Source organism: Bradyrhizobium sp. 35 (assembly GCF_023073215.1).
GTDB lineage: Bacteria > Pseudomonadota > Alphaproteobacteria > Rhizobiales > Xanthobacteraceae > Bradyrhizobium > Bradyrhizobium canariense_D.
The window spans coordinates 277,538-298,174 of sequence record NZ_JADPJC010000144.1 but is presented as its reverse complement, the minus strand read 5'-3'; the positions used below and the strand labels follow the sequence as shown (position 1 = coordinate 298,174).

At 63.8% G+C, this 20,637-nt stretch carries 14 protein-coding genes; 7 read left to right on the top strand and 7 right to left on the bottom strand.

Annotated features, from left to right (window positions below):
- Positions 1–189: 189 nt before the first annotated feature.
- Entirely contained in the window at positions 190–3,309 is a 3,120-nt protein-coding gene (locus tag IVB36_RS30095; RefSeq protein WP_247394047.1) for an autotransporter domain-containing protein, read from the top strand.
- A 3-nt stretch (positions 3,310–3,312) separates the two neighbouring features.
- On the opposite strand, the gene IVB36_RS30090 is transcribed toward IVB36_RS30095, so the two are convergent.
- The 5 genes from IVB36_RS30090 to IVB36_RS30070 form a co-directional block, all read right to left on the bottom strand.
- Positions 3,313–4,143, bottom strand: a complete 831-nt coding sequence (locus IVB36_RS30090; RefSeq protein WP_018455949.1) for an MlaD family protein — start codon at positions 4,141–4,143, stop codon at positions 3,313–3,315.
- A 158-nt stretch (positions 4,144–4,301) separates the two neighbouring features.
- On the bottom strand, positions 4,302–6,521 hold the full coding sequence (locus IVB36_RS30085; RefSeq protein WP_026233059.1) for an acetate--CoA ligase family protein: 2,220 nt from the start codon (positions 6,519–6,521) through the stop codon (positions 4,302–4,304).
- A gap of 159 nt (positions 6,522–6,680) precedes the next feature.
- Positions 6,681–7,661: a glycosyltransferase family 2 protein gene (locus IVB36_RS30080; protein WP_085361926.1), complete on the bottom strand. Its 981-nt coding sequence runs from the start codon at positions 7,659–7,661 to the stop codon at positions 6,681–6,683.
- 151 nt (positions 7,662–7,812) lie between these two features.
- Positions 7,813–8,382: a class GN sortase gene (locus IVB36_RS30075; protein ID WP_085361925.1), complete on the bottom strand. Its 570-nt coding sequence runs from the start codon at positions 8,380–8,382 to the stop codon at positions 7,813–7,815.
- Between the two features lie 189 nt (positions 8,383–8,571).
- Complete coding sequence (locus IVB36_RS30070; protein ID WP_247338298.1) at positions 8,572–10,833, bottom strand: marine proteobacterial sortase target protein; 2,262 nt, start codon at positions 10,831–10,833, stop codon at positions 8,572–8,574.
- A gap of 183 nt (positions 10,834–11,016) precedes the next feature.
- On the opposite strand from IVB36_RS30070, the gene IVB36_RS30065 reads away from it, so the two are divergent.
- Both IVB36_RS30065 and IVB36_RS30060 read left to right on the top strand, forming a co-directional pair.
- Positions 11,017–11,787 (top strand): helix-turn-helix transcriptional regulator, encoded by a 771-nt coding sequence (locus tag IVB36_RS30065; RefSeq protein WP_247295928.1) that lies wholly within the window; start codon positions 11,017–11,019, stop codon positions 11,785–11,787.
- Positions 11,788–11,834: 47 nt separating this feature from the next.
- Complete coding sequence (locus IVB36_RS30060; RefSeq protein ID WP_018455954.1) at positions 11,835–13,346, top strand: glycosyltransferase family 2 protein; 1,512 nt, start codon at positions 11,835–11,837, stop codon at positions 13,344–13,346.
- Between the two features lie 50 nt (positions 13,347–13,396).
- On the opposite strand, the gene IVB36_RS30055 is transcribed toward IVB36_RS30060, so the two are convergent.
- Positions 13,397–14,617, bottom strand: a complete 1,221-nt coding sequence (locus tag IVB36_RS30055; protein ID WP_247295930.1) for an ABC transporter substrate-binding protein — start codon at positions 14,615–14,617, stop codon at positions 13,397–13,399.
- A gap of 73 nt (positions 14,618–14,690) precedes the next feature.
- Positions 14,691–16,241, bottom strand: coding sequence for a long-chain fatty acid--CoA ligase (locus IVB36_RS30050; protein WP_026233060.1), 1,551 nt, complete (start codon positions 16,239–16,241; stop codon positions 14,691–14,693).
- A 262-nt stretch (positions 16,242–16,503) separates the two neighbouring features.
- Here IVB36_RS30050 and IVB36_RS30045 point away from each other — a divergent pair, with 262 nt between their 5' ends.
- The 4 genes from IVB36_RS30045 (at position 16,504) to IVB36_RS30030 (ending at position 20,507) form a co-directional block, all read left to right on the top strand.
- The gene (locus tag IVB36_RS30045; protein ID WP_018455957.1) at positions 16,504–17,640 is read left to right on the top strand and encodes an acyl-CoA dehydrogenase family protein; all 1,137 of its coding nucleotides are present in this window, start codon (positions 16,504–16,506) and stop codon (positions 17,638–17,640) included.
- A gap of 76 nt (positions 17,641–17,716) precedes the next feature.
- Positions 17,717–18,880 carry an acyl-CoA dehydrogenase family protein gene (locus IVB36_RS30040; RefSeq protein ID WP_247295935.1) on the top strand — a complete coding sequence of 388 codons (1,164 nt, stop codon included), beginning with the start codon at positions 17,717–17,719 and terminating at the stop codon, positions 18,878–18,880.
- Positions 18,880–19,536 (top strand): glutathione S-transferase family protein, encoded by a 657-nt coding sequence (locus IVB36_RS30035; RefSeq protein ID WP_018455959.1) that lies wholly within the window; start codon positions 18,880–18,882, stop codon positions 19,534–19,536. The genes IVB36_RS30040 and IVB36_RS30035 overlap by 1 nt, the downstream gene beginning before the upstream one ends.
- A 170-nt stretch (positions 19,537–19,706) precedes the next feature.
- Entirely contained in the window at positions 19,707–20,507 is an 801-nt protein-coding gene (locus IVB36_RS30030; protein WP_018455960.1) for an AraC family transcriptional regulator, read from the top strand.
- The last annotated feature ends 130 nt before the right edge of the window (positions 20,508–20,637 follow it).

Below are 20,637 nucleotides of genomic sequence, written 5' to 3'. Positions count from 1 at the left end.
GCACACGCAAACGTCGTGGATCGACCAGGCTGCGCCGGAAAAGCGTGCCTCTGGTGCAACATGGTCCGCTGAATCAGTCCGGTTTTGCTGTCCCCCAGCGATTCCGCCGATTCCGTAGTTCCACGGAGGGGCCCGGCGGCCTAGTTTGCCGGCGGCGCCGCTGGGGAGCGCTGGACTGAGGGCATCAAAGTGGAATTTGGGCCGCCGAAGGCTGGTCGGATTGGGCTGCGCCTTGCCGCGGTCGCTTCGTCTGTCGTGGCGGTCGTTCTCAGCCTCGGCCTATCGGCGACACCTGCGCAGGCGGACTGCGCGCCCGACCCGGCGGCAAGCGGGCAGACCGTCACCTGTAGCGGCACCGATGCCGACGGCTTTGCGGCAAGCGGCGGCGTCACCAATCTGACCGTAAATGTGCTGACTGGCGCCAGCGTCAACGATAACGGCACGGCGGCGCTCAACGTCAATGACACCAACGTCATCACTAACAACGGCACGGTGGCGGCGGGCTCGGGCCTCACCGGCATCAATGGCGGCAATTCGAACACCGTGACCAACAACGGCGCCATCACGGTGCTTGATAACGGCCTCGGTATCTCCGCGCTCGATCACAACATCATCATCAATGCCGGGACCGTCACCACCGGCGACCACGGCAGCGCGATCTCGGTAGGAAACAACAATAGCGTTAGCAACAGCGGTGCGCTGTCCATCGGCGCGTCGGGCGCGGGCATCTTCGCGGTCCAGAGCAACACGATCACCAACGCCGCGACGGGCACGATCACCGGACTCGATGATTCAATCGGGATTTTCGCTTCGTTCGGTGGCACGACCGTGACCAATGCAGGCGCGATCAAGGTCGGCGATTCCTCCGGCTTCTCCGGCGGCATCGTTGCGACCATGGATAACAACACGGTCACCAACACCGCCACCGGCACGATTTCGGTCGGGCAGGGTGCCGCTGGCATCTTTATGCAGGGTAGTTTTCAAATCGTCAGCAATTTCGGCGCAATCACGGCCGGCGACTTTGGTGCCGGCATCGCCTTGTTCGGTGATGACGCCAAGGTCACCAATAGTGGCTCGATCAAGTCGGGCGATGGCACGTCCGCCGGCATTGCGGTGCAGGGCAATCGGGTCGCGATCAACCAAAACGGGACGATCAGCGTGGGTCTGGGCGGTGCGGGCATCGCGTTTACGGGCCTGTCCTCCACGATCAGCAACAATGGACGGATCACAGGGGCCGATTTCGCCGAGGGCATCGTAGCTCTCGGTGATTCCAACACCATCATCAACAGAGGTACGATCACGGTCGGCGATTCCGGCTTCGGCATCGACGTGAGCTCGTTCACAACGACAAACCACGTTGTCAATACCGGAACCATCACCGTCGGTGCTGGCGGCGTCGGCATCAGCGTGAGCGGCGGGGCCAACGTCTTCAACTCCGGGACCATCAACGCTGCGGCCGGAATCGCTGCAATCGAGTTTTGTGTCTGCGGCCCCAACACGCTGACGCTAGGACCCGGCAGCATCATCAACGGCCTGGTGCTCGGCACTGGCGTCGACACGTTCCAGCTCGGAGGCATCGGCAAGGATACGTTCAACCTCGACCTGATCGGTCCCCTTCTTCAGTATGACGGCTTCTCGACCTTCAACAAGGTCGACAATTCGACCTGGACGGTGACCGGCACGGGTAATCAGGACTGGAACGTGCTGGGCGGCACGCTCACGCTGGCCGGCACCATCAATGGCAATGTGAGTGTCGCGGCCGGCGGCACGTTCGGTGGCGTCGGCACGGTCGGAAGCTCCATCTCCGTCAACGGCGGTACGCTAGCACCGGGCAGTCCCACCGGGACGCTCAACGTGTCCGGTGATCTCTCGTTTACGTCGGCGTCGCACTACATGGTGCAGGTCTCGGGCACCAGCAACGGCGTCGCGGTCGTCACGGGAACGGCGACGCTCGCCGGCGCCACGGTCGTCGTCGTACCGACCGGCTCGATCGCGAAGCACTACACGATCCTGAACGCGGGCACGCTGCCCGACAGCTTCAATCCGGTCGTCGCGGGTTTGTCATCGAACCTGCATGCGACCCTGAGCTACGACCCCAACAACGTCTTCCTGGATCTCGCGCTGGGCTATGGCGGCGGCCTCAATATCAACCAGCAGAATGTCGCCAACATTCTGACGCACTACTTCGACAACACCGGCAGCCTTCCCGTGGTGCTGGCGAATCTCTCGCCGACGGGACTGACGCAAGCCTCCGGCGAATCAGGGACGGGATCGCAGCAGACGACGTTCAATGCGATGAACCAATTTATCGGCTTGTTGACCGACGTCTTCAGCGCGGGACGCGGCGGCGCACCGGGCGCGACGCCCTATGCCGACGAGACGAACGCGACTGCCTATGCCGCGACCCGCAAGAACGCGAACGAAGCCCTTGCTTCGATCTACCGCAAGGCACCGCCGCTGACATTCGAGCAGCGCTGGGACGTCTGGGCCGCCGGCTATGGCGGCTCGCAGGCCACTGACGGCAATGCGGCGCTTGGCTCGAACAACGCCACCAGCAGCGTGTACGGCACGGCGGTTGGTCTGGATTATCGCTTCTCGCCGTCGACGATCGTAGGTTTTGCGCTCGCCGGCGGCGGCACCGGCTTCAATGTCACCGGGCTCGGCTGGGGCCGCTCGGATTTGTTCCAGGCCGGCGCCTTCGTGCGTCACAACGCAGGACCGGCCTATGTCACGGCCGCGCTGGCCTATGGCTGGCAGGACGTCACGACCAATCGCATCGTCACCGCCGCCGGCGTGGATCAATTGCGTGCGCAGTTCAACGCCAACGCGCTCTCGGGCCGTGTCGAGGGCGGCTATCGCTATGCCTGGCAGTGGATCGGCCTCACCCCCTATGCGGCGCTCCAGGCCACCGTGTTCAGCCTTCCGAGCTATTCGGAGTTCGCTGTGGTCGGCAGCAACGTCTTCGCGCTGAATTATGCCGCCAAGGACGTGACCAGCACCCGCACCGAACTCGGCCTGCGCGCGGACAAGTCCTTTGCCGCAGCCGGCGGCCTGATAACCTTGCGCGGCCGCGTCGCCTGGGCGCATGACTACAATCCGGATCGCACCATCGGTGCGGTCTTCCAAACGTTGCCGGGATCGGCGTTCGTGGTGAACGGCGCCGCCCAAGCACACGATTCCGCGCTGACCACAGCGGCGGTGCAGATGAGCTGGATGAACGGCTGGTCTGCGTCGGCGACTTTCGAGGGCGAGTTCTCGAACGTCACCCGCTCTTACGCCGGCAAGGGCGTCGTCCGCTACGCGTGGTAGGCGCTACCGTTTCTGCTGCGCCGGCTTCCGGGGCGGTCGCGGAGCGGCGGCCGGCGTGGGTGTCCCGCTCATCTTGTTGGCGGCTTCGCTGACGTCGAGCAGCGAGCGACGGATGTCATCGAGGAAGTTCGCCGATTTCTTTTTCATGGTGTCGGCGAGTTCGTGCAATCCCTGGATCTTTTCGAACAGCTCATCCGCCTTGCCGTCGGCAAAGCCGGGCACCACGCCTTCGATCTTTGTGACCGCCTTGTCGAAGCCCGCGAAGGCGCTGTCGACCCTGGCCATGACGGAATCGATTTCGCCGCCCTTGCTCCGGAGATCGGCGGTGTAGTTCTCGAACGTGCGCAGGCCTTCCTTGATCGCCGGGGCGTTGCTGACGATCGTACGGTCGACGCTATGCAGGGTGTCGACGATCGATTCGGCATCGCTGAGATCGGCGGTCAGCACGGGGACGCCGTCCGAGTCCAGCGGCACTGGCGGCGCCGAGGGCGCGCCGCCGATCAGCGAGACCGCGGCGACGCCGGTGAGGCCCTGGAACTCGATGCCCGCGACGGTGTCCTTGCGTATCGGCGCGGTATTGTCGAGCATCACCAGGGCCACGACCTTGCGCGGATTGTCCAGCTTGATCGACAGGATTTGGCCGGCGGGGACGCCATCGAAATTGACCGGTCCGCCGCGGCGCAATCCGCTGGCGGAGCCCCCCTCGAATACCACGCGCAACTGGCTGCGGCTCTGGAGGGTGCGCCATTTCTGCACGCCGAGCACGCCGCCGAACGCCACGGCGATCACCGCCAGCGTCGCCGTTCCGATCACCAGATTGCTCGCGCGTGCCATGCGGGATGATTTTACGGCCAAAGCGGGGAAGTTGGAAGGATGATGGCGTGGCCGCAATAATAGGATGGGCGAGTTAGGGAAGCGTAACCCGCCACTTCCTCTCGCGTTTTGTCGCAAGGATTGGCGGATTACGCTGCGCTAAACCGCCCTCAGCGACATCAATGCCCGGCGGTGTTCTTGGCCGCAGCATTGTTCAGCACGATCAGGGCATCGACGGCGACGCCTGTTTTGGCATTGATCAGGAACGGATTGACGTCGATCGAGGCGATCCGGTCGCCAGCATCCGCGATCAGGTTGGACAGGCCGACCAGCGCCTTCACCGCGGAGGCCTCGTGCAAGGCCGGTTTGCCCCGATAGCCGCGCATCTTGATACCGGCCTTGGTGCGGCCGATCAGGAGTCGAGCCTCAGCCTCGTCCAGCGGCGCGCCGGCGAGCGCGACGTCCTTCATCAGCTCGATGTCGATGCCGCCAGTGCCGAACAGCACGACCGGGCCCATCTCGGCATCGAGGGAGGCGCCGACCACCAGTTCCAGATCTGCCTTCACCTGTTGCGCGATCAGGATGCCGTCGAGCTTCGGCTTGCCCTTCAGCTTGCTCAGCCGCGCGGTGATGTCGGCGAACGCCTTCTTCACCGCGGCCGGGTTGTTGAGATTCAGCACCACGCCGCCGATATCTGATTTGTGCAGGATCTCGGCGCTGACGACTTTGGCCACGACGGGGAAGCCGATCTGCTTGGCGATCTTCACGGCCTCGGCTGCCGTCTGTGCGATTGCCTCCTTCGAGATCGGGATGCCATAGGCCTTCAGCAGCTTCTTGGAGGCGACCTCGTCGAGCGCGGCGCCAATTGCCGATTTCAGCGCCTTCTCAAGCACGGCGCGCGCTGCAGGCTTCGAGCTGGAGACGATATCAGGCACTTCCTTGCGCAGCTTGGCGTAGTCGAGCAGCGACTTGATCGCAGTCACCGCGCGATCCATGCCCTGCATGACCGCGAGATGCGGCAGCGACTTGCGCAAGGTCTTGGTGAACTCCGTGAAGCCGATCGACATCGCGCTGATATAGATCACCGGCTTGCCGGCCCGGCTCGCCATCTCGTCGACGATGCGCAGATTGCGCTCGCGCAGCTCGTGCGGCGCTTTCGGCAGCTCGGCATCGATGATGACGATGTCGATATCGGGGTCGTCGATCATCAGCCCGATCGATTTCATGTAGACGGAGGGATCGACCACCGCGGCAAAGCCGGCGTCGAGCGGGTTGCCGACGATCGAGCCCGGCCCGAGCATCTTTGCCAGCTCCGAGCCGACATGCGAGCTGAGTGGTGCAAAATTCAGGCCTTCTGCATCGAAGGCGTCGATCAGCATGCCGCGCTTGCCGCCGGATAGCGTCACTGCGGCGAGCCGGTCGCCCCTGGGCACTGCGGCGTGGACGAAACATTCGGTGGTCTCGATCAGCTCGTCGAGCCCGCCGACCCTGATGACCCCTTCGCGCGTTGCAATGGCGTCGAAGGTCTCGATCGAGCCCGCGAGCGCGCCGGTATGTGCCATCGCCGCCGCGCGGCCGCCCTCGGACGCTCCGAGCTTGAGCGCGATCACCGGTTTGCTCGCGGCGCGCGCCGCCTTGCAGGCGTCCCGGAATGCCTTGGTGTTGCGCACGCCTTCGAGGTAGACCACGATCACCTTGATGCTAGGATCCTCGGCGAAATAGCGCATCAGGTCCGGCGTCTCGAGCCCTGCCTCGTTGCCGGTCGTCACCATGTAGCCGACCCCGACGCCGCGATCTTCCAGGGCCTGGCGGATCGCCATGACGATGGCGCCGGATTGCCCGGCAATCGCCACCGCGCCCTGTTCCATGGTGACGATACGGTCGTCGATATTGGTGAAGAGCTTTTCGCCCGCGCTCAAATTGCCGAGGCAGTTCGGGCCGGTGACCGCCAATCCCGTCTCGCGCACGGCCGCTTGCAGTTCGGCGGCGAGCTTCTGGCTTTCCTCGTCCTGCAACTCGCTGAAGCCCGAGGTGACGATGGTGGCCGAGCGCGCGCCGGCCGCGGCGGCATCGCGGATCACCTGCACGGCAAAGCGCGCCGGCACCAGCACCAGCACGTGGTCGGGCTTCTCCGGGAGGCTTGCAAAGTCCTTGTAGCAGGGGACACCCCAGATGGTGTCGCGCTTGGAATTGACGGGATAGAGCCCGCCCTCGTAGCCGTATTTGACCAAATTGTTCCAGATGCGCTCGGCATAGTTGCCGGGCTTGTCGGTCGCGCCCACCAGCACGATGTTGCGCGGATGCAGCATGGCGTGGATGCCCTTGACGATGTCGCTGGCATCGGGCGGCGGAGACCATGGGCGCGATGAAGCTGAGGCGGCAGATACGCGAGCTTCCATGGTGTGACCTCACCTGTTGTTCTTGTTGGCGGTGCGTCACTCTGTTCTATGGCGAGTTCTTCGGACTGGCAACCACGTGGGCGGGTATGCCGTGCGGTGGAATGAGCGCGCGCCAAGCCCTGGTGATCGACATTTTGGGATCACTGCTCGCGCCGTGGTTCAGTATCGCAGGATGCCGAGCTTGTAGGCGTAGTGATAGGCCAGCTGCTTCGCCAGATAAGGAGCGATGGCGCGCCGGATCTGCATCTGTGTCGGTTCGAAGCCGAGAATGCGTCGCCGCAGGATGCCCATCTCCCTGACGCCGACCGCATAGGTCGATGCCGTCTTTTGTGCGTCATGGATTCGGAAGCAGGCGAGAAATCGCGGCAAGCGTGCAAATTTGAATCCTGCGGCTTGCGCCCGCAGGATGAAGTCCCAGTCCATCGCGTAGTGTAAGCTCTCGTCGATCGGCCCGATCCTGTCCCATACGCGCTTGCGCCAGAACATCGTCTCTTGCGGAATGTAGTCGGCATATCGCAACGCCTTGCCGTCATGAGGCGGCAGCACGGCGCGGCCGACCTCGAGTCCCTCGCGATCGATGAAGACGCGATGGCCGTAGACGACGTCGACACGCGGATGTGCGATGAAGTAATTTGCGACATACGCAAGTGTCCCGGGCAGCAGCACGTCGTCGCTGTTGAGATAGGCCATGATCTCGCTCTCGGCGCCGACGAAGCCGAGATTGATGGCGCTGGATTGCCCCTTGTCCGGTTCGCTGCTCCAGCTCAGGCTATCGCCGCGCCTCTTCAGGAGATCGAGCGTGCCGTCGATCGAGGCGCCGTCCTGCACGTGATAATACAGGTCCGGATAGTTCTGGCTGACGATGCTGTCGATCGTGGCGCCGAGATATTGCGCATGGTTGTAGCTCGGAGTGACCATCGCGATTCTGGGCGCGCCCGGATGGATCGCAGGAGCTCGCGGGAAAGCCGTCAGGTTGAGCAGGCGCGGCGGATATTGCTCGAAGGTCCACATCGGCGGGCGGCGCCAGAGGCTCCGAAGCGAGGAGCGTCTTTGCCCGGCGGCGATAAGATCCTGGTTCCTCTCCAGGAGCGCGACGCGGCTTTCCAGCTGTTCGAGACGCTGCCTGAACTCCTCATCCATCACCGTCTTCTCGCAAATTACAGCGGAAATGCTCAATAGGCCATTCTGATGGGTCTGCGGTCGACGGCGCCGGTTCAGGGGTTCCATCGAGCGGCATTGTCCCTACAGGTCGGGCGGATTCAAGAGGGGGGTGCGGATCGATTGCGAACCGCTATTCATCAGTGCCGATCAGGGTAGCATGCAGGATGTAGCGCTCGGGGCCGGACGCGACGGCGTTGAACGGCCAGCAGGTCGCGAGCACGAGTTCGGCTGCCCGTGCCGCAGGATCGATCCCCGAGGCATCGAAGCGAACCACAGCGGAGGAATCCGCGCGAAAACGAAAGTGCTTGCCATCACTGCGTGTGACGTCGATCAGGTCACCAATGGCGACATTCCGCAGGAAACGGAAATGAGTGTCGCGGTGCGCTGCATATACGGCAACGCCCCGCTCGCCCGCGTCAGCCGTTTGGCGGATATGGCCGGGCCCGAAAGCGAGCGCCTGGCCGCTCGCGCCTTCCAGTACGATCGCGCGGGCGCCGATCCGCCTCACCTCGATTCGCGCAACCGGCCAAGTATCGGCCCATGACCATGGCCTGACCACCTCGCCGGTCGCAACGCTCTGGTCGAATGCGCGCTCCAGCAGCACCTGCGCGAGCCATGCTTTGGCATGGATGTAGGCGCCGTCGCCGAACAGGATGATGCCGATCAGGGCGAGAGCGAGGGGAGAGATGATGCGCGGCATTGTACTAATTCCCGTCATTGCGGGGAGCGAAGCGACGAAGCAATCCAGACTGTCTCCGTGGATGAGTTTCTGGATGCTTCGCTTGCAATGACGAAGGTGAGAGGGCGAGTTCAAAAAGGCGCGCGCGGCCGTTGGTGTGTGGGACGGGCAGCCGCGCGCGCTAACAGAGGAGTTCGGGGGGCTCCTCTCTCAAGCGGCGTCAGTGAGCAAGGACTGACGCCGCTTGAACACGAACAGGATCAGGGCGAGCACGACCAAGATCAGGCCTGCGGTCATTTTCAGCTCGGCCGAGGTCGCGGTCTTGGGCAGGCGGATCGCATCCGGTGCAGCGGGCGTCGGTCGCCTCGTGGCCGGCTGGTTGCGTGCATCGGCGTGACGCTCGCGGAGCTGCGCTGGGACCTGCTGTCGTTCGCCAAAGACCTTCGCGAAATCCCAACCGGCCGGCAGGTTGATCGGCAATTCGCTGGGCTTGAGCGGCTCGCCTTCGGGACGGCTCGGCGTCTTGTCGACCGCGACGAGGCTGGTGAGCCGCGTGACGATCTGATGGTCGAGCGCCAGTGCCAGGATTGCCTTGTCCGAGTCTTCGGGCGTCATTTCGCGCAGGGTGCGCGCCACTTCGGCATCGGCGATCTTGCGCTTGGCCCAAAGCTTCGACAGGCCGTTGCCTTCGGCCGTATTTTGCAGCGGCAGCGTCACCGACCATGGGCGGTCACCGACGCGGCCCTTGATTTCGACCGAGCCCGCAAGCGTGTCGAGCTTTGCCGCCAGCACCAGCGGCTCGTCGCGATAGACGTCGGGAATGATCGTCGGTGTGACGTCGGCCTTCGCTTCGGAGAACTTTACGCTCAGCCCGGTCACGGCCGGGTTCTCGAGCTTGGCAAACAGGCCGCGCATGCGCTCCTCGACCTGCTCGACGGAGCCGATATGGGTGAAGGCACCGCGGCCGAGCTCGGCGGCGCGCGTCATCAGATAGGTGTTGGGCGCCGACCCGATGCCGACCATGAACACGCGCGAGCGGCCGCGCATCGCCGTGATCGTTTCGAACAATTGCTGCTCGTTGCCGATCGCACCGTCGGTCAGGAATACGACCTGGCGAACCATGCCGGCGTCGCCAAGCTTGTCGGTCAGCGCGGCCCGCATCGCCGGCACCATCTCGGTGCCGCCACGCGCCTGCAGCGCGCTGACGAACGAGGTGGCTTCACCGACACGCTCGGCATCCGCCGCGACGGAGACCGGAAACAGCACGTCCATGGTATCGTCGAAACGGATGACGTTGAAACGGTCGGTCGGCTGGAGACGGGAGAGCGCGTAGGTGAGGCTCGCCTTGGCCTGAACGATCGACGTGCCGCCCATCGAGCCGGAATTGTCGATCACGAATATCACCTCGCGCGGCCGCGGCTTCTGCGTCGCCTGCTCGGCGGCGGGCGGGGTGACAAAGGCAAGCAAATAATCGGCGTCGCCGACGCGCTCGCGAAATAAGCCGACCGACGGCGCCTTCACGGCCGCTGGCTTCCAGGTCAGTTCGAAATCGCGGTCGGCAGCCACGGCACCGTCGGCAAGCGAGACGATTCGCATCGTATTGTCCGGGCTCGCGACCTTGACGTTATGATGGGGGCTCGTGACCTCGCCGAGCGCAAAGCCGGCGTTCAGACGCACCGTGATGCTGGTCGGATTGACCGGTGCATTCCTGGCGGGATCCAGCACGGGCGGCGAGATGCGGTCGCGGTCCGGCACCGGGTCCGAGTTGGTCGCGCCCCAGCCGGAGCCATCGTTGCGGAAATCGACGCTCTGGACGATCGGCGCCGGATTGTAGCGCGGCCCGACCACCAGCGGCAGGCGCAGCGAATATTCGTTGCCGGATTGATGCACCGGCTCCTGATATTCGATCTGCACCAGCACGGTTTCGCCAGGGCCGATATTGGCGACCGAGTTGGTGAAGATGTTCGGCCGCTCCTGCTCGGTGAGCGCGGCCTTCTGGCCGGCGCGGCGCGCCTCTTCGTAGATCATGCGCGCCTGTTGCCGCTCCTTGATGTCCCCGACGATGACGCGGTTGCCGACCACCATCTTCAGCGAATCGACGGCGCCGTCCGCGGGGAGCGGATAGACATAGGTCGCCTCGACCCAGTCCTTCGTCGGGTTGCGAAAGATTTGGGTGACTCGTGCTCGCAGTGTCGGGCCCGACACCGTGATGTCGACGTCGATGCCGAGGCGGATCGCTTCCGTGTAGGCGCCATCCTCCTTGAGGAGGAGAGAACCGGATTTGGCATCGCCGGGCTGGAGCAGGCTGGCCTGCTCCGTCGTCGCCGACCAGCCCGGCTCGAAGCTCACCAGCAGGGCCACGAAGGCGACCAGCATCACCGCGATGCCCTGCGCCAGAAGGAACAGTCCGACCACGATCAGTCTGCCCAGCCAAGGGTGTTCGTTGCTGTCCGTCGTGTCAAAAGTATCCATTTGGCCTGCTCCCGAGCATGTTTGCTGGCCCCGAGCATCCGCCGGGACGGCCCGATTTCGCGAGCAGAATGATCGGCAATGTTCCGCCACGGCCGGCCCGGCCGGCCGCCTCCGAGATGGCGAAGTGCGGTTTTGTGCTGGTTTGTCCGTCCTGCTAGGATGTCGTCCTGGAGCAGGGCCACGATGCAGACGCAGGACAAATTCACCGACAAGCAGCTGTCGGACGAGCAGAGCCGCGAGATCGCGGAGACCATTCGCGAGGAGCTCGCCAGGCGCCGGATCTCCCGGCAGGCGCTGGCCGAGCAGGCCAAGCTCAGCCTGTCGACGCTGGAGAAGGTGCTCGGCGGCCGACGGCCGTTCACGCTGGCGACCACGGTGCGGCTGGAGCAGGCGCTGGGCGTCTCCCTGCGCAGAAGCGCCGCCGTAGTGACGCCTCCGGCCGCAAACGATGTCGCGCCCGACAGCCTCGGCTCCTATGCCCATCGCGCGGTGACGTGGCTCGAGGACGTCTACATCACGCTGCGACCGTCGTTCGGCGACAAGGACGCGATCTTCGCCTACCGCACCGAGATCGTCTGGGAGCCGAAGGTCTCTTCACTGGTGTTCCGCGAGGGCGAGCGGACCGATGCCGCCTATGAACACACCGGCGAGGTCGCCGTGCCGCATCAGTCCGGCTTCATCTATCTCGTCATCATCAAGCACGGCCAGCATCGCGTGATCACTGTGTCGCGGCCGACGGTCGCCGGCGAGATGTACGGGATCATCTCGACGCTCCGCGCCGGTCCCGGCTCGCAGCTGACGCCGATCGCAGCGCCGATCGCTTATGTGCCGCTCCGAAACTTCGCGAAGCCCTCGCTGGGTCGGGTCGCGCCCGGCGATGCTAACCACGAATTGTACCAAAAGCTTCTGCGCCGAACGGTGGAAGAATCGTTCGCGCTGTTTCTGTCGGTATAGCCCGCAAGAAATTATCCGGAATGACGAGCATGCGTCTATAAGGGGACATGCAGGACGCGTCCGCACTCTACGACGGCGAATCTCCGCTGTTCTCAATCATTATCCCGCTCGAATCTCACCGCGGGCAGTGGGAGATGTCCTGGCTCGGCTGGACGTCGCAAACTGCCGACACATCGCTCTACGAGATCATTCTGGTCGTGCCTCCGGATTTCACGGCACGCGAGCAGTTGAAGGCGCTGGCCGGCAACAGGGCTCGCCTCGAATTCACCGATTCCGAACACGACATCGGGCTCTGCGCATTCGGCGCGACGAAGGCGCGCGGCAGCTATCTGTTCTTCACGGAATCGCACTGCCGGCCCGAACCCGACGTGATCGAACTCTGCATTCGCGCGATCGATGCTCATCCCGATTGGGCCGGCTTTTCCTGCCGTTCGATCCCGATCTGCCATAACCGGTTATCCGTGGCAGAGGCCGCCATGTACCAGGCCGACATCGAGTTCGGTATGAAGCAGCATCCCTGGCGCAAGGTCCTGGATCAGTGTTTCGTGACGCGGCACGACGTCTACCGGGAATGCGGCGGCCTGCGCGAGGAGCTCGGTCATTTCGCCGAATGGGTGCTCGCCGCCGCCTATCACGCGAGAGGTCATTCCATCGGCTATCTCGAGGAGGCGCGCTTCCATCACTACTATGTCGGTGAGATCGGCGAGCTGAAGCAATTCACGCTCGACTTCGTGCAAGGCGAGATTCGCTATCTGAGCGAGGCCCGCAACGATGCCGGCAGCGAGCTGCTCGACATTCCGGTCGAGTGGAGCTCGCGGAGCGAGGCCGGCGCGTCGCTCGCCCGCAATGCACTGAACGCGCTCCTGCGCTCCAGCCTCGGTGACGGCGGGGGAGGGCCTGGCGAGAAATGGCTGGCGGTATGGCGTTGGGCCGTGCCGGCGCTGCTCGGCGGTCTCGGCGCGCGCGGTTTCGCGCGGCTGGCGGCATGGCACGCGCGGGCCGTGCTGGTCGCTGTGACGGCCGCCGGATCGAGCGATGCGATCGCGCGATGGATGCGGCGATACATCGCCGCGCTGATCCGGCATCAGAGGCTCGATTGCATTCACCGTCTCGGACGAGATGCGGGACCTGTTGACGGGCTCCTTGGTGAGCGCGTTGTCGCGCAGATCGGATTCCATGCCGAAGAGTTCTCTGCCGGTCACACTTTCCGCTGGAGCGAACCAGAGGCAGCCGTGCGCATCAAGGGGAAGCCGGGCCGCACCATTGTCCGCGTTCGAAGCCCCGCACTTCGCGCACCGCTAGATACGATAGACACGCGATTCTATGTCGATGGCACGGCCATCCGCCCCGAAGCGGTCGTGACCGGTTGTGACAGCTACAGGCTGAGCCTCGATCTGCCGCCGTCAGGCATCGCCACCCTCGCCTGGGCATGCCCCATGTTCAGGGGCGTCGGCGATTCGCGTCGTCTCGGCCTGCCGATCGCGGGCATCGACGTCGGCGACGACATGATCGAGGTTGAAAGCGCGGGAACAGCGCCGTCGCTTGCTGGAAAAGAATAGCGGCCCTTCGGCCGCTATTCGGTCGATTCAGGCTGTTGCTCTCAGTCGAACTAGCCGCCCGTTTCGGCGCTGATGATATCGCCGAACAGTTCCCACTGGCCCTTCTTGAACCGCCACATCTTGAGCTGCTCGATCGGCGCGAAGTCCGTGGCGGAGGTGTTGATCTTGATGCCCGGGATCAGTGTGTCGGGCACGAAGTCCTTGAGGCTCGCTGCCTGCTTCATCACATTCTCACGGGTCAGATTGTCGCCCGCCTGCTTCAGCACCTGCACCATGGTCTGGGCTGCGGCATAGGCGTAAACCAGATTGGCGTCCGAAATATTTGCACCGGGTATGTATTTGTCGACGAAGACCATGAACTTCTTCATGCCCTCATCATCCTTCCACTGCGGATCCGACGCATCCTTCAGATAACCAGCCGACAGCACCCCTTCGGATGCCTCGAGGCCGGCAGGCTTCATCACCGCGCCGATGGACACCGAGACATCGGTCATGAGATGCATCGGCTTCCACTCCAGCTCCGCGATCTTCTTGATCGCCTGCGCCGCGAATTTCGGCGTGGCGATGTTCACGAAGACATCGGCGCCGGTGCCCTTGAGCTTGACGATATGAGCATCGATCGAGGGTTCCGACGTCTCGTAGCTCTCTTCGGCCACGATCAGTTTCGATGCCTTGTCACCGAACACGTCCTTGATGCCGGCGAGGTAGTCCTTGCCGAAATCGTCGTTGGCATAAAAAATCGCGACCTTCGCGTCCGGCTTCTCCTTCAGAATATACTTCGCGAAGATCTGTGCCTCGACGCGGTAGCTGGGCTGGAAGCCCATCGTCCAGGGAAAGTTCTTCGGGTCATTCCACTTGCTGGCGCCTGTGGCGAGGAACAGCTGCGGCACCTTCTTGGAATTGTGATACTTCTGCACGGCGGTCTGGGTCGGCGTGCCCAGCGCGTTGAACACCAGGAAGACCTCGTCGCTCTCGATCAGCTTGCGGATCTGCTCAACGGTCTTAGGCGGCGAGTAGCCGTCGTCGTAGGAGATCCAATTGATCTTTCGGCCGTTGATGCCGCCCTGATCGTTGATCATCTTGAAATAGGCTTCCTCGGTCTTGCCGATGACGCCGTAGGCGGAAGCCGGGCCGGAATAGGCCTCGACATTGCCGATCTTGATCTCGGTGTCGGTGACGCCGGTGTCGTACGCCTTTTGCGCATACGCGGTTTGGGCTGTCAGCAGCATCAGCGCCGTTGCTGCGGCGAGCAGGGAGAGTTTCTTGTTCATGAAAATTCCTTGGCTTTTCTGGGTTGGAACACGCACGTCAAAAAGAAAAGTGCCCGCGAGAGGGGCGCTTTGATCAGGCGTTGGCGGCTTTCTTGTCGACTTCCGAGGCGCCTGAGAATTCCTTGCGCAAGGTCGGCTTGTGGATCTTGCCGGTGGCGTTGCGGGGTAACGCATCGACGAAGCGGACCTGGCGTGGACATTTGAAGCGCGCGAGATTCGCCGCGCAGTGCGCGAAGACATCTGTCTCGGTCAACCGCTGGCCGGGCTTGGCCGCGACGATGGCGAGGCCAACCTCGCCCCATTGCGGATCGGGAATGCCGATCACGGCGGCTTCCGCGATAGCGTCGAGTTGGTGCAGGACGTTCTCGACCTCGGCCGGATAGACGTTCTCGCCACCGGAAATGTACATGTCCTTCCAGCGGTCGACGATGTAATAAAAACCTTCCTCATCGACGCGTGTCGCGTCGCCCGTGTGCAGCCAGCCATCGGTGAACGACGTCTTGTTCGCCTCCGGCCTGTTCCAGTAGCCGGGCGTAATGTTCGGTCCCTTGACCCAGAGCTCGCCGAGTTCGCCGACATCGGCGTCGCCGCCGTCAGGACGCACGATGCGCACTTCCGTGTGCAGCACCGGCTTGCCGGCGGAGCCGGCTTTCCGTGCCGCATCCTCGCGGTCGAGCACCAGCACGGCCGGCGAGGTCTCGGTCATGCCGTAGCCCTGCTGGAGTGCGACGCCACGCGCCTCCCACACCTTGAGCAGCGGCACCGGCATTGGTGCGCCGCCGACACCTCCCACGATCAACCGGCCGAGGTCGGTGGTCGCGAACGCCGGATGCTGGGCCATGAACTGGTAGATCGCGGGCACGCCGAAGAACACGTTGATGCCCTGTGCGGGATCGTTGATCAGGCCGAGCGCCGTGCCGGGATCGAAGGCGCGCATGATCATCACGGTGCCGCCGGCGTGCAGCACCGGATTGGTGTAGCAATTCAGGCCGCCGGTGTGGAACAGCGGCAGCACGGTGAGCAGCACCGAGGACGGCCCGATGCAGGCGGGGCCGCCGAGATTGACGCAATTCCAGAAGGTCATGCCATGGGTGATGGTGGCGCCCTTGGGATGACCCGTTGTGCCCGAGGTGTACATGATGGTCGAGACGTCATCGAGGGTCACCTCCTCGATTTTCTCGAGTGGCTTTGCGGCGGCGATGCCGGCCTCATAAGTCCCGCTGGGGCCAAGCAGCAGGCTCGTCGCAATGCCGCAGAGCCTTGCCACGGCCAGCGCCGTTTCGGCGAGATCGGTGTCGTGGATCATCACCTTCGGCGCGCAATCTGCGGTGATGAACTGGAGTTCGGGAACGGTGAGGCGGGTGTTCAGCGGCACGAAGATCGCACCTAACCGCCCGCAGGCGAATTGCACCTCCAGCGTATCGGTCGTGTTCAGCGCCAGCACCGCGACCCGCTCGCCGCGCGAGACTTTCAGCGCATGGCGCAGAAATGACGCGAGACGCGAGATGCGCGCGTCGAGCTGCGCATAGGTAAAGCGGCGCTCGCTCGCGAGGTCTATCACCGCAATCTTGTTCGGTGTGCGGCGGCCATGGTGGGCGATCCAGTCGTAGTAACGAACGGCCAAGAATTCCTCCCTCGGCGGACTTGTGCCGCCCGCGTCCCTATTGCCATGCACCATGCCCGGCATGGCCCAAGGGCCAGCCGGAGTTTGTGCACCATCCTTTTTTTGATCCGGAGTTGGCGCGCGAGCGATGAAAATCGTCTTGCGTTGAGTTGCTAGAGCGAGCTTGCTTGGAGCGGGGCTCGGCCAGCCACTCCGCGCAAGTGAGCCGCCAAGGTTCCGGCCATGGTGGACGAGACGAATCCGCCAGCAAGGCGAGAGTGCGATGATGAGCCCGTTCTATACCGCCGAGCATGACGCCTTTCGCGAGGTGATGCGCCGCTTCGTCGACAAGGAGATTGCGCCCTTCGCCCACGAGTGGGATGAGGCCGGTGAATTCCCCCGCGCGCTCTATCGCAAGGCGGCCGAGATCGGGCTCTTGGGACTCGGTTTCCCCGAGGAATATGGCGGGATCGCCGCCGACCAGTTCATGAGGATCGTCGCCAGCCAGGAGTTGGCGCGGGCTGGCGCCGGCGGTGTCAGCGCCAGCTTGATGAGCCATACGATCGGTTCGCCGCCGGTCGCGCGGGCCGCGCGCCCCGAGGTGAAGGCGCGCGTGCTGCCTCAGGTGCTCGCGGGTGAGAAAATCTCCGCGCTCGCGATCACCGAGCCGGGCGGCGGCTCTGATGTCGCGGGCCTCCGCACCAAGGCGCGGCGCGACGGAGATCACTACGTCGTGAGCGGCGAGAAGACCTTCATCACATCCGGGATGCGTGCCGACTATCTGACCGTTGCGGTGCGCACCGGCGGCGAGGGCGCCGGCGGCGTCAGCCTGCTCCTGATCGAGGGGGATACGCCCGGCCTGTCCCGGACAAAGCTGAAGAAGATGGGCTGGTGGGCCTCCGACACCGCGACCCTGCATTTCGACGAGTGCCGCGTACCGGCGGAAAACCTGATCGGCGAGGAAGGCCAGGGGTTCAAGATCATCATGCGGAATTTCAACAGCGAGCGCATGGGCATGGCGGCGGGCTGCACCGCGTTCGCGCGCGTCTGCCTCGACGAGGCCATTGCCTACGCCAAGGAGCGCAAGACCTTCGGCAAGCCGCTCGCGCAGCACCAGGTGATCCGCCACAAGATCGTCGACATGGCGCAGAAGGTCGCCGCATCGCAAGCGATGCTGGAGATGCTGGCCTGGCGGCTGGAGCAGGGCGAAAGCCCGGTCGCCGAAATCTGCATGATGAAGAACCAGGCGACCCAGACCATGGCGTTCTGCGCCTCGGAAGCGGTGCAGATTTTTGGCGGCGCCGGCTTCATGCGCGGCATCAAGGCCGAGCGCATCTACCGTGAGGTCAAGGTCAACGCGATCGGCGGCGGCACCGAGGAGATCATGAAGGATCTCGCGTCGCGGCAGATGGGGTTGTGACCTCTTTCTCCGTCATGGCCGGGACGAGCCCGGCCATGACGAGCACCTCAGAGATACCAAGAACTGGGCTAACAAGATGCTGTTCACCGCCGACCACGACGAGATCCGCCGTTCCTTGCAAAAATTCATTGCCAACGAGATCAATCCGCATGTCGATGAATGGGAGAAGGCCGACATCTTCCCGGCGCACGAGCTGTTCAGGAAGATGGGCAGGCTCGGCTTTCTCGGGCTGAACAAGCCGGTCGAATTCGGCGGCTCCGGCCTCGACTATTCCTATGCGCTGATGATGGCGGAGGAACTCGGCGCGATCAATTGCGGCGGCGTGCCGATGGCGATCGGGGTGCAGACCGACATGGCGACTCCTGCGCTGGCGCGGTTCGGCTCCGATGAAGTGCGGCGCGAATTCCTGGCGCCCTCGATCTCTGGCGACTATGTGGCCTGCATTGGCGTCTCGGAGCCCGGCGCGGGTTCTGACGTGGCCTCGATCAAGACCAATGCGCGCGGGGACGGCGACGATTACGTCATCGATGGTGGCAAGATGTGGATCACCAACGGCACCCAGGCCGACTGGATCTGTCTGCTCGCCAATACGGGCGACGGGTCCGTTCACCGCAACAAATCGCTGATCTGTGTGCCCATGAAGACCAAGGGCGTCACGGTCGCGCGCAAGCTCGACAAGATGGGCATGCGTTCCTCCGACACCGCGCAGATCTTCTTCGACAATGTCCGCGTGCCCAAGCGCAACCGGATCGGCGAGGAGGGCAAGGGCTTTACCTACCAGATGATCCAGTTCCAGGAGGAGCGGCTCTGGGGTGCGGCCGCCTGCCTGAAGGCGCATGAATACATTATCAACGAGACCATCGAATACACCCGCAATCGCAAGGCCTTTGGGAAGTCGATCCTCGACAACCAGGTCGTTCATTTCAAGCTCGCGGAGATGCAGACCGAGGTCGAGCTGTTGCGCGCGCTGATCTACCGTGCCGGAGAGGCGCTTGTGGCGGGCGAGGATGTCACGAAACTTGCGACCATGGCCAAGCTGAAGGCCGGGCGACTCGGCCGCGAGCTTACCGACGCCTGCTTGCAATATTGGGGTGGAATGGGCTTTACCAACGAGACGCCGGTCAGCCGTGCCTATCGCGACAGCCGTCTGACATCGATCGGCGGCGGCGCCGACGAGGTCATGCTGATGGTCCTGTGCAAGATGATGGGGACGCTGCCCGGCAGCAAAGGAAGTTCCTGATGATCACGCTCTATCACTGCGACGCCGCGCGCTCATTCCGTCCGCTCTGGATGCTGGAGGAGATGGGGCTGCCCTACGAGCTCAAGATGCTGCCGTTCCCGCCGCGGGTCTTCGCCAAGGAGTATCTCGCGCTCAATCCGCTGGGCACGATTCCCTTCATGGTCGACGGCGAGACGAAAATGACCGAGTCCTCCGGCATCTGCCACTATCTCGGCATCAAGCATGGACCGACGCCACTGATGGTCGGACCCGAAGATCCCGCCTATGGCGCGTTCGTGAACTGGATGTATTTCAGCGACGCCACGTTAACCTTCCCGCAGACGCTGGTGCTCCGATACACCCAGCTCGAGCCGGAAGAGCGCCGCAATCCGCAGGTCGCCGGCGACTATGCCAAATGGTTTTTGGGCCGCCTGCGCGCCGTCGAGGCAGCCACCGCAAATACCGAGGCCTTGTGCGCGGGCCGCTTCACTGCCGCCGACATCGTGATCGGTTACGCGCTCCGCCTCGCCGATACTATCGGGCTTGCCAAGGATTTTGGGCCAAATGTCGCAGCCTATTGGGCACGCTTGCAGCAACGGGATGGTTTCAAGCGCGCGGTTGCTGCGGAGCAACAGGCCGGCGTCGAGCAGAACGTGGCGCCAAGGGTGAGGGCCTGATTGTCGTTCTGGCGAAAGCCGGGACGGCCATGTTGCCGGGAGTTCCGGGTCGTCGGGACTGCCGCTGTTTTGCGCTTCATGATAGCGCTATCCCGCCGTGACAGCGCCCAGATTTCCGCTAAGGTGACCTCCGTCCGCAGCGGCCAAAGAGCCGCGCGAGGAGGATCCCAATGGAAGATAACGGTCGCGAATCCGACCATTTGATGCTGATCACGCCGGAGCGGGTATTCTATGCCGGCCTGCTCGGCCGCCCCCGCAAGCGGACGCCCGGCTGCTGCCATGTCTATGTCGCGGTGAAGGGCAGTCTGCATCTGACGATCGATGATGCGCTCGCCACCGGCGAGCTGTTCGTTACCCTACCGAACCAGCGGCATTCCATTGCGAGCGACTACCGCACCGCGATCAGCGTGACGCTGGAGCCGGAGAGCATGCCCGATGGCGTGATCGAGGTCCTGGCCGAGCGGCTCACCGGACCCGACAGGGCCGTCTATGCCCGCAAGATCCTCGCCGCCTACACGCTGCTGCGCCAGCGTCGCTACGGCGACATCACCACCGCCGAATTCGACCAGATGTGTTTTGGCGAGGCGCTGCCGCGCCGCGTGCTCGACCCCCGCGTGACGCGTGCGGTCGCCCGTATCGGCCGCTTCACGGGCGAACCCGTGACGGCGGACACATGCGCGGCGGAGGCCGGACTTTCCGCTTCGCGCTTCCTGCATCTGTTCAAGGAAGAGACCGGCATCTCGTTCCGCTCCTTCCGCGCCTGGAAGCGGGCGCGTCACCTGCTGCACTTCGCCAACCAGGACCTCAACCTCGCCCATCTCGCGCAGGACATCGGCTATCCCGACTCCACCCATTTCAGCCACTCGATCCGCCGCTTCTACGGCCTGAAGCCGCGCGCGATCTTCGTCGGCTCGCGCGATCTCGCGATCTATCGCAGCAGCGAGACCGTGAGGCTGGCGGAGGCGAGCTAGCGTCGTCTCGTAGGGTGGGCAAAGCGAAAGCGTGCCCACCATCTTCGCGAGGTATTGAGAGATGGTGGGAAGGGCGCAAGAGCGCCTTTGCCCACCCTACGGTTTATCGCCTTTTTCCAGCTTCTCCGCG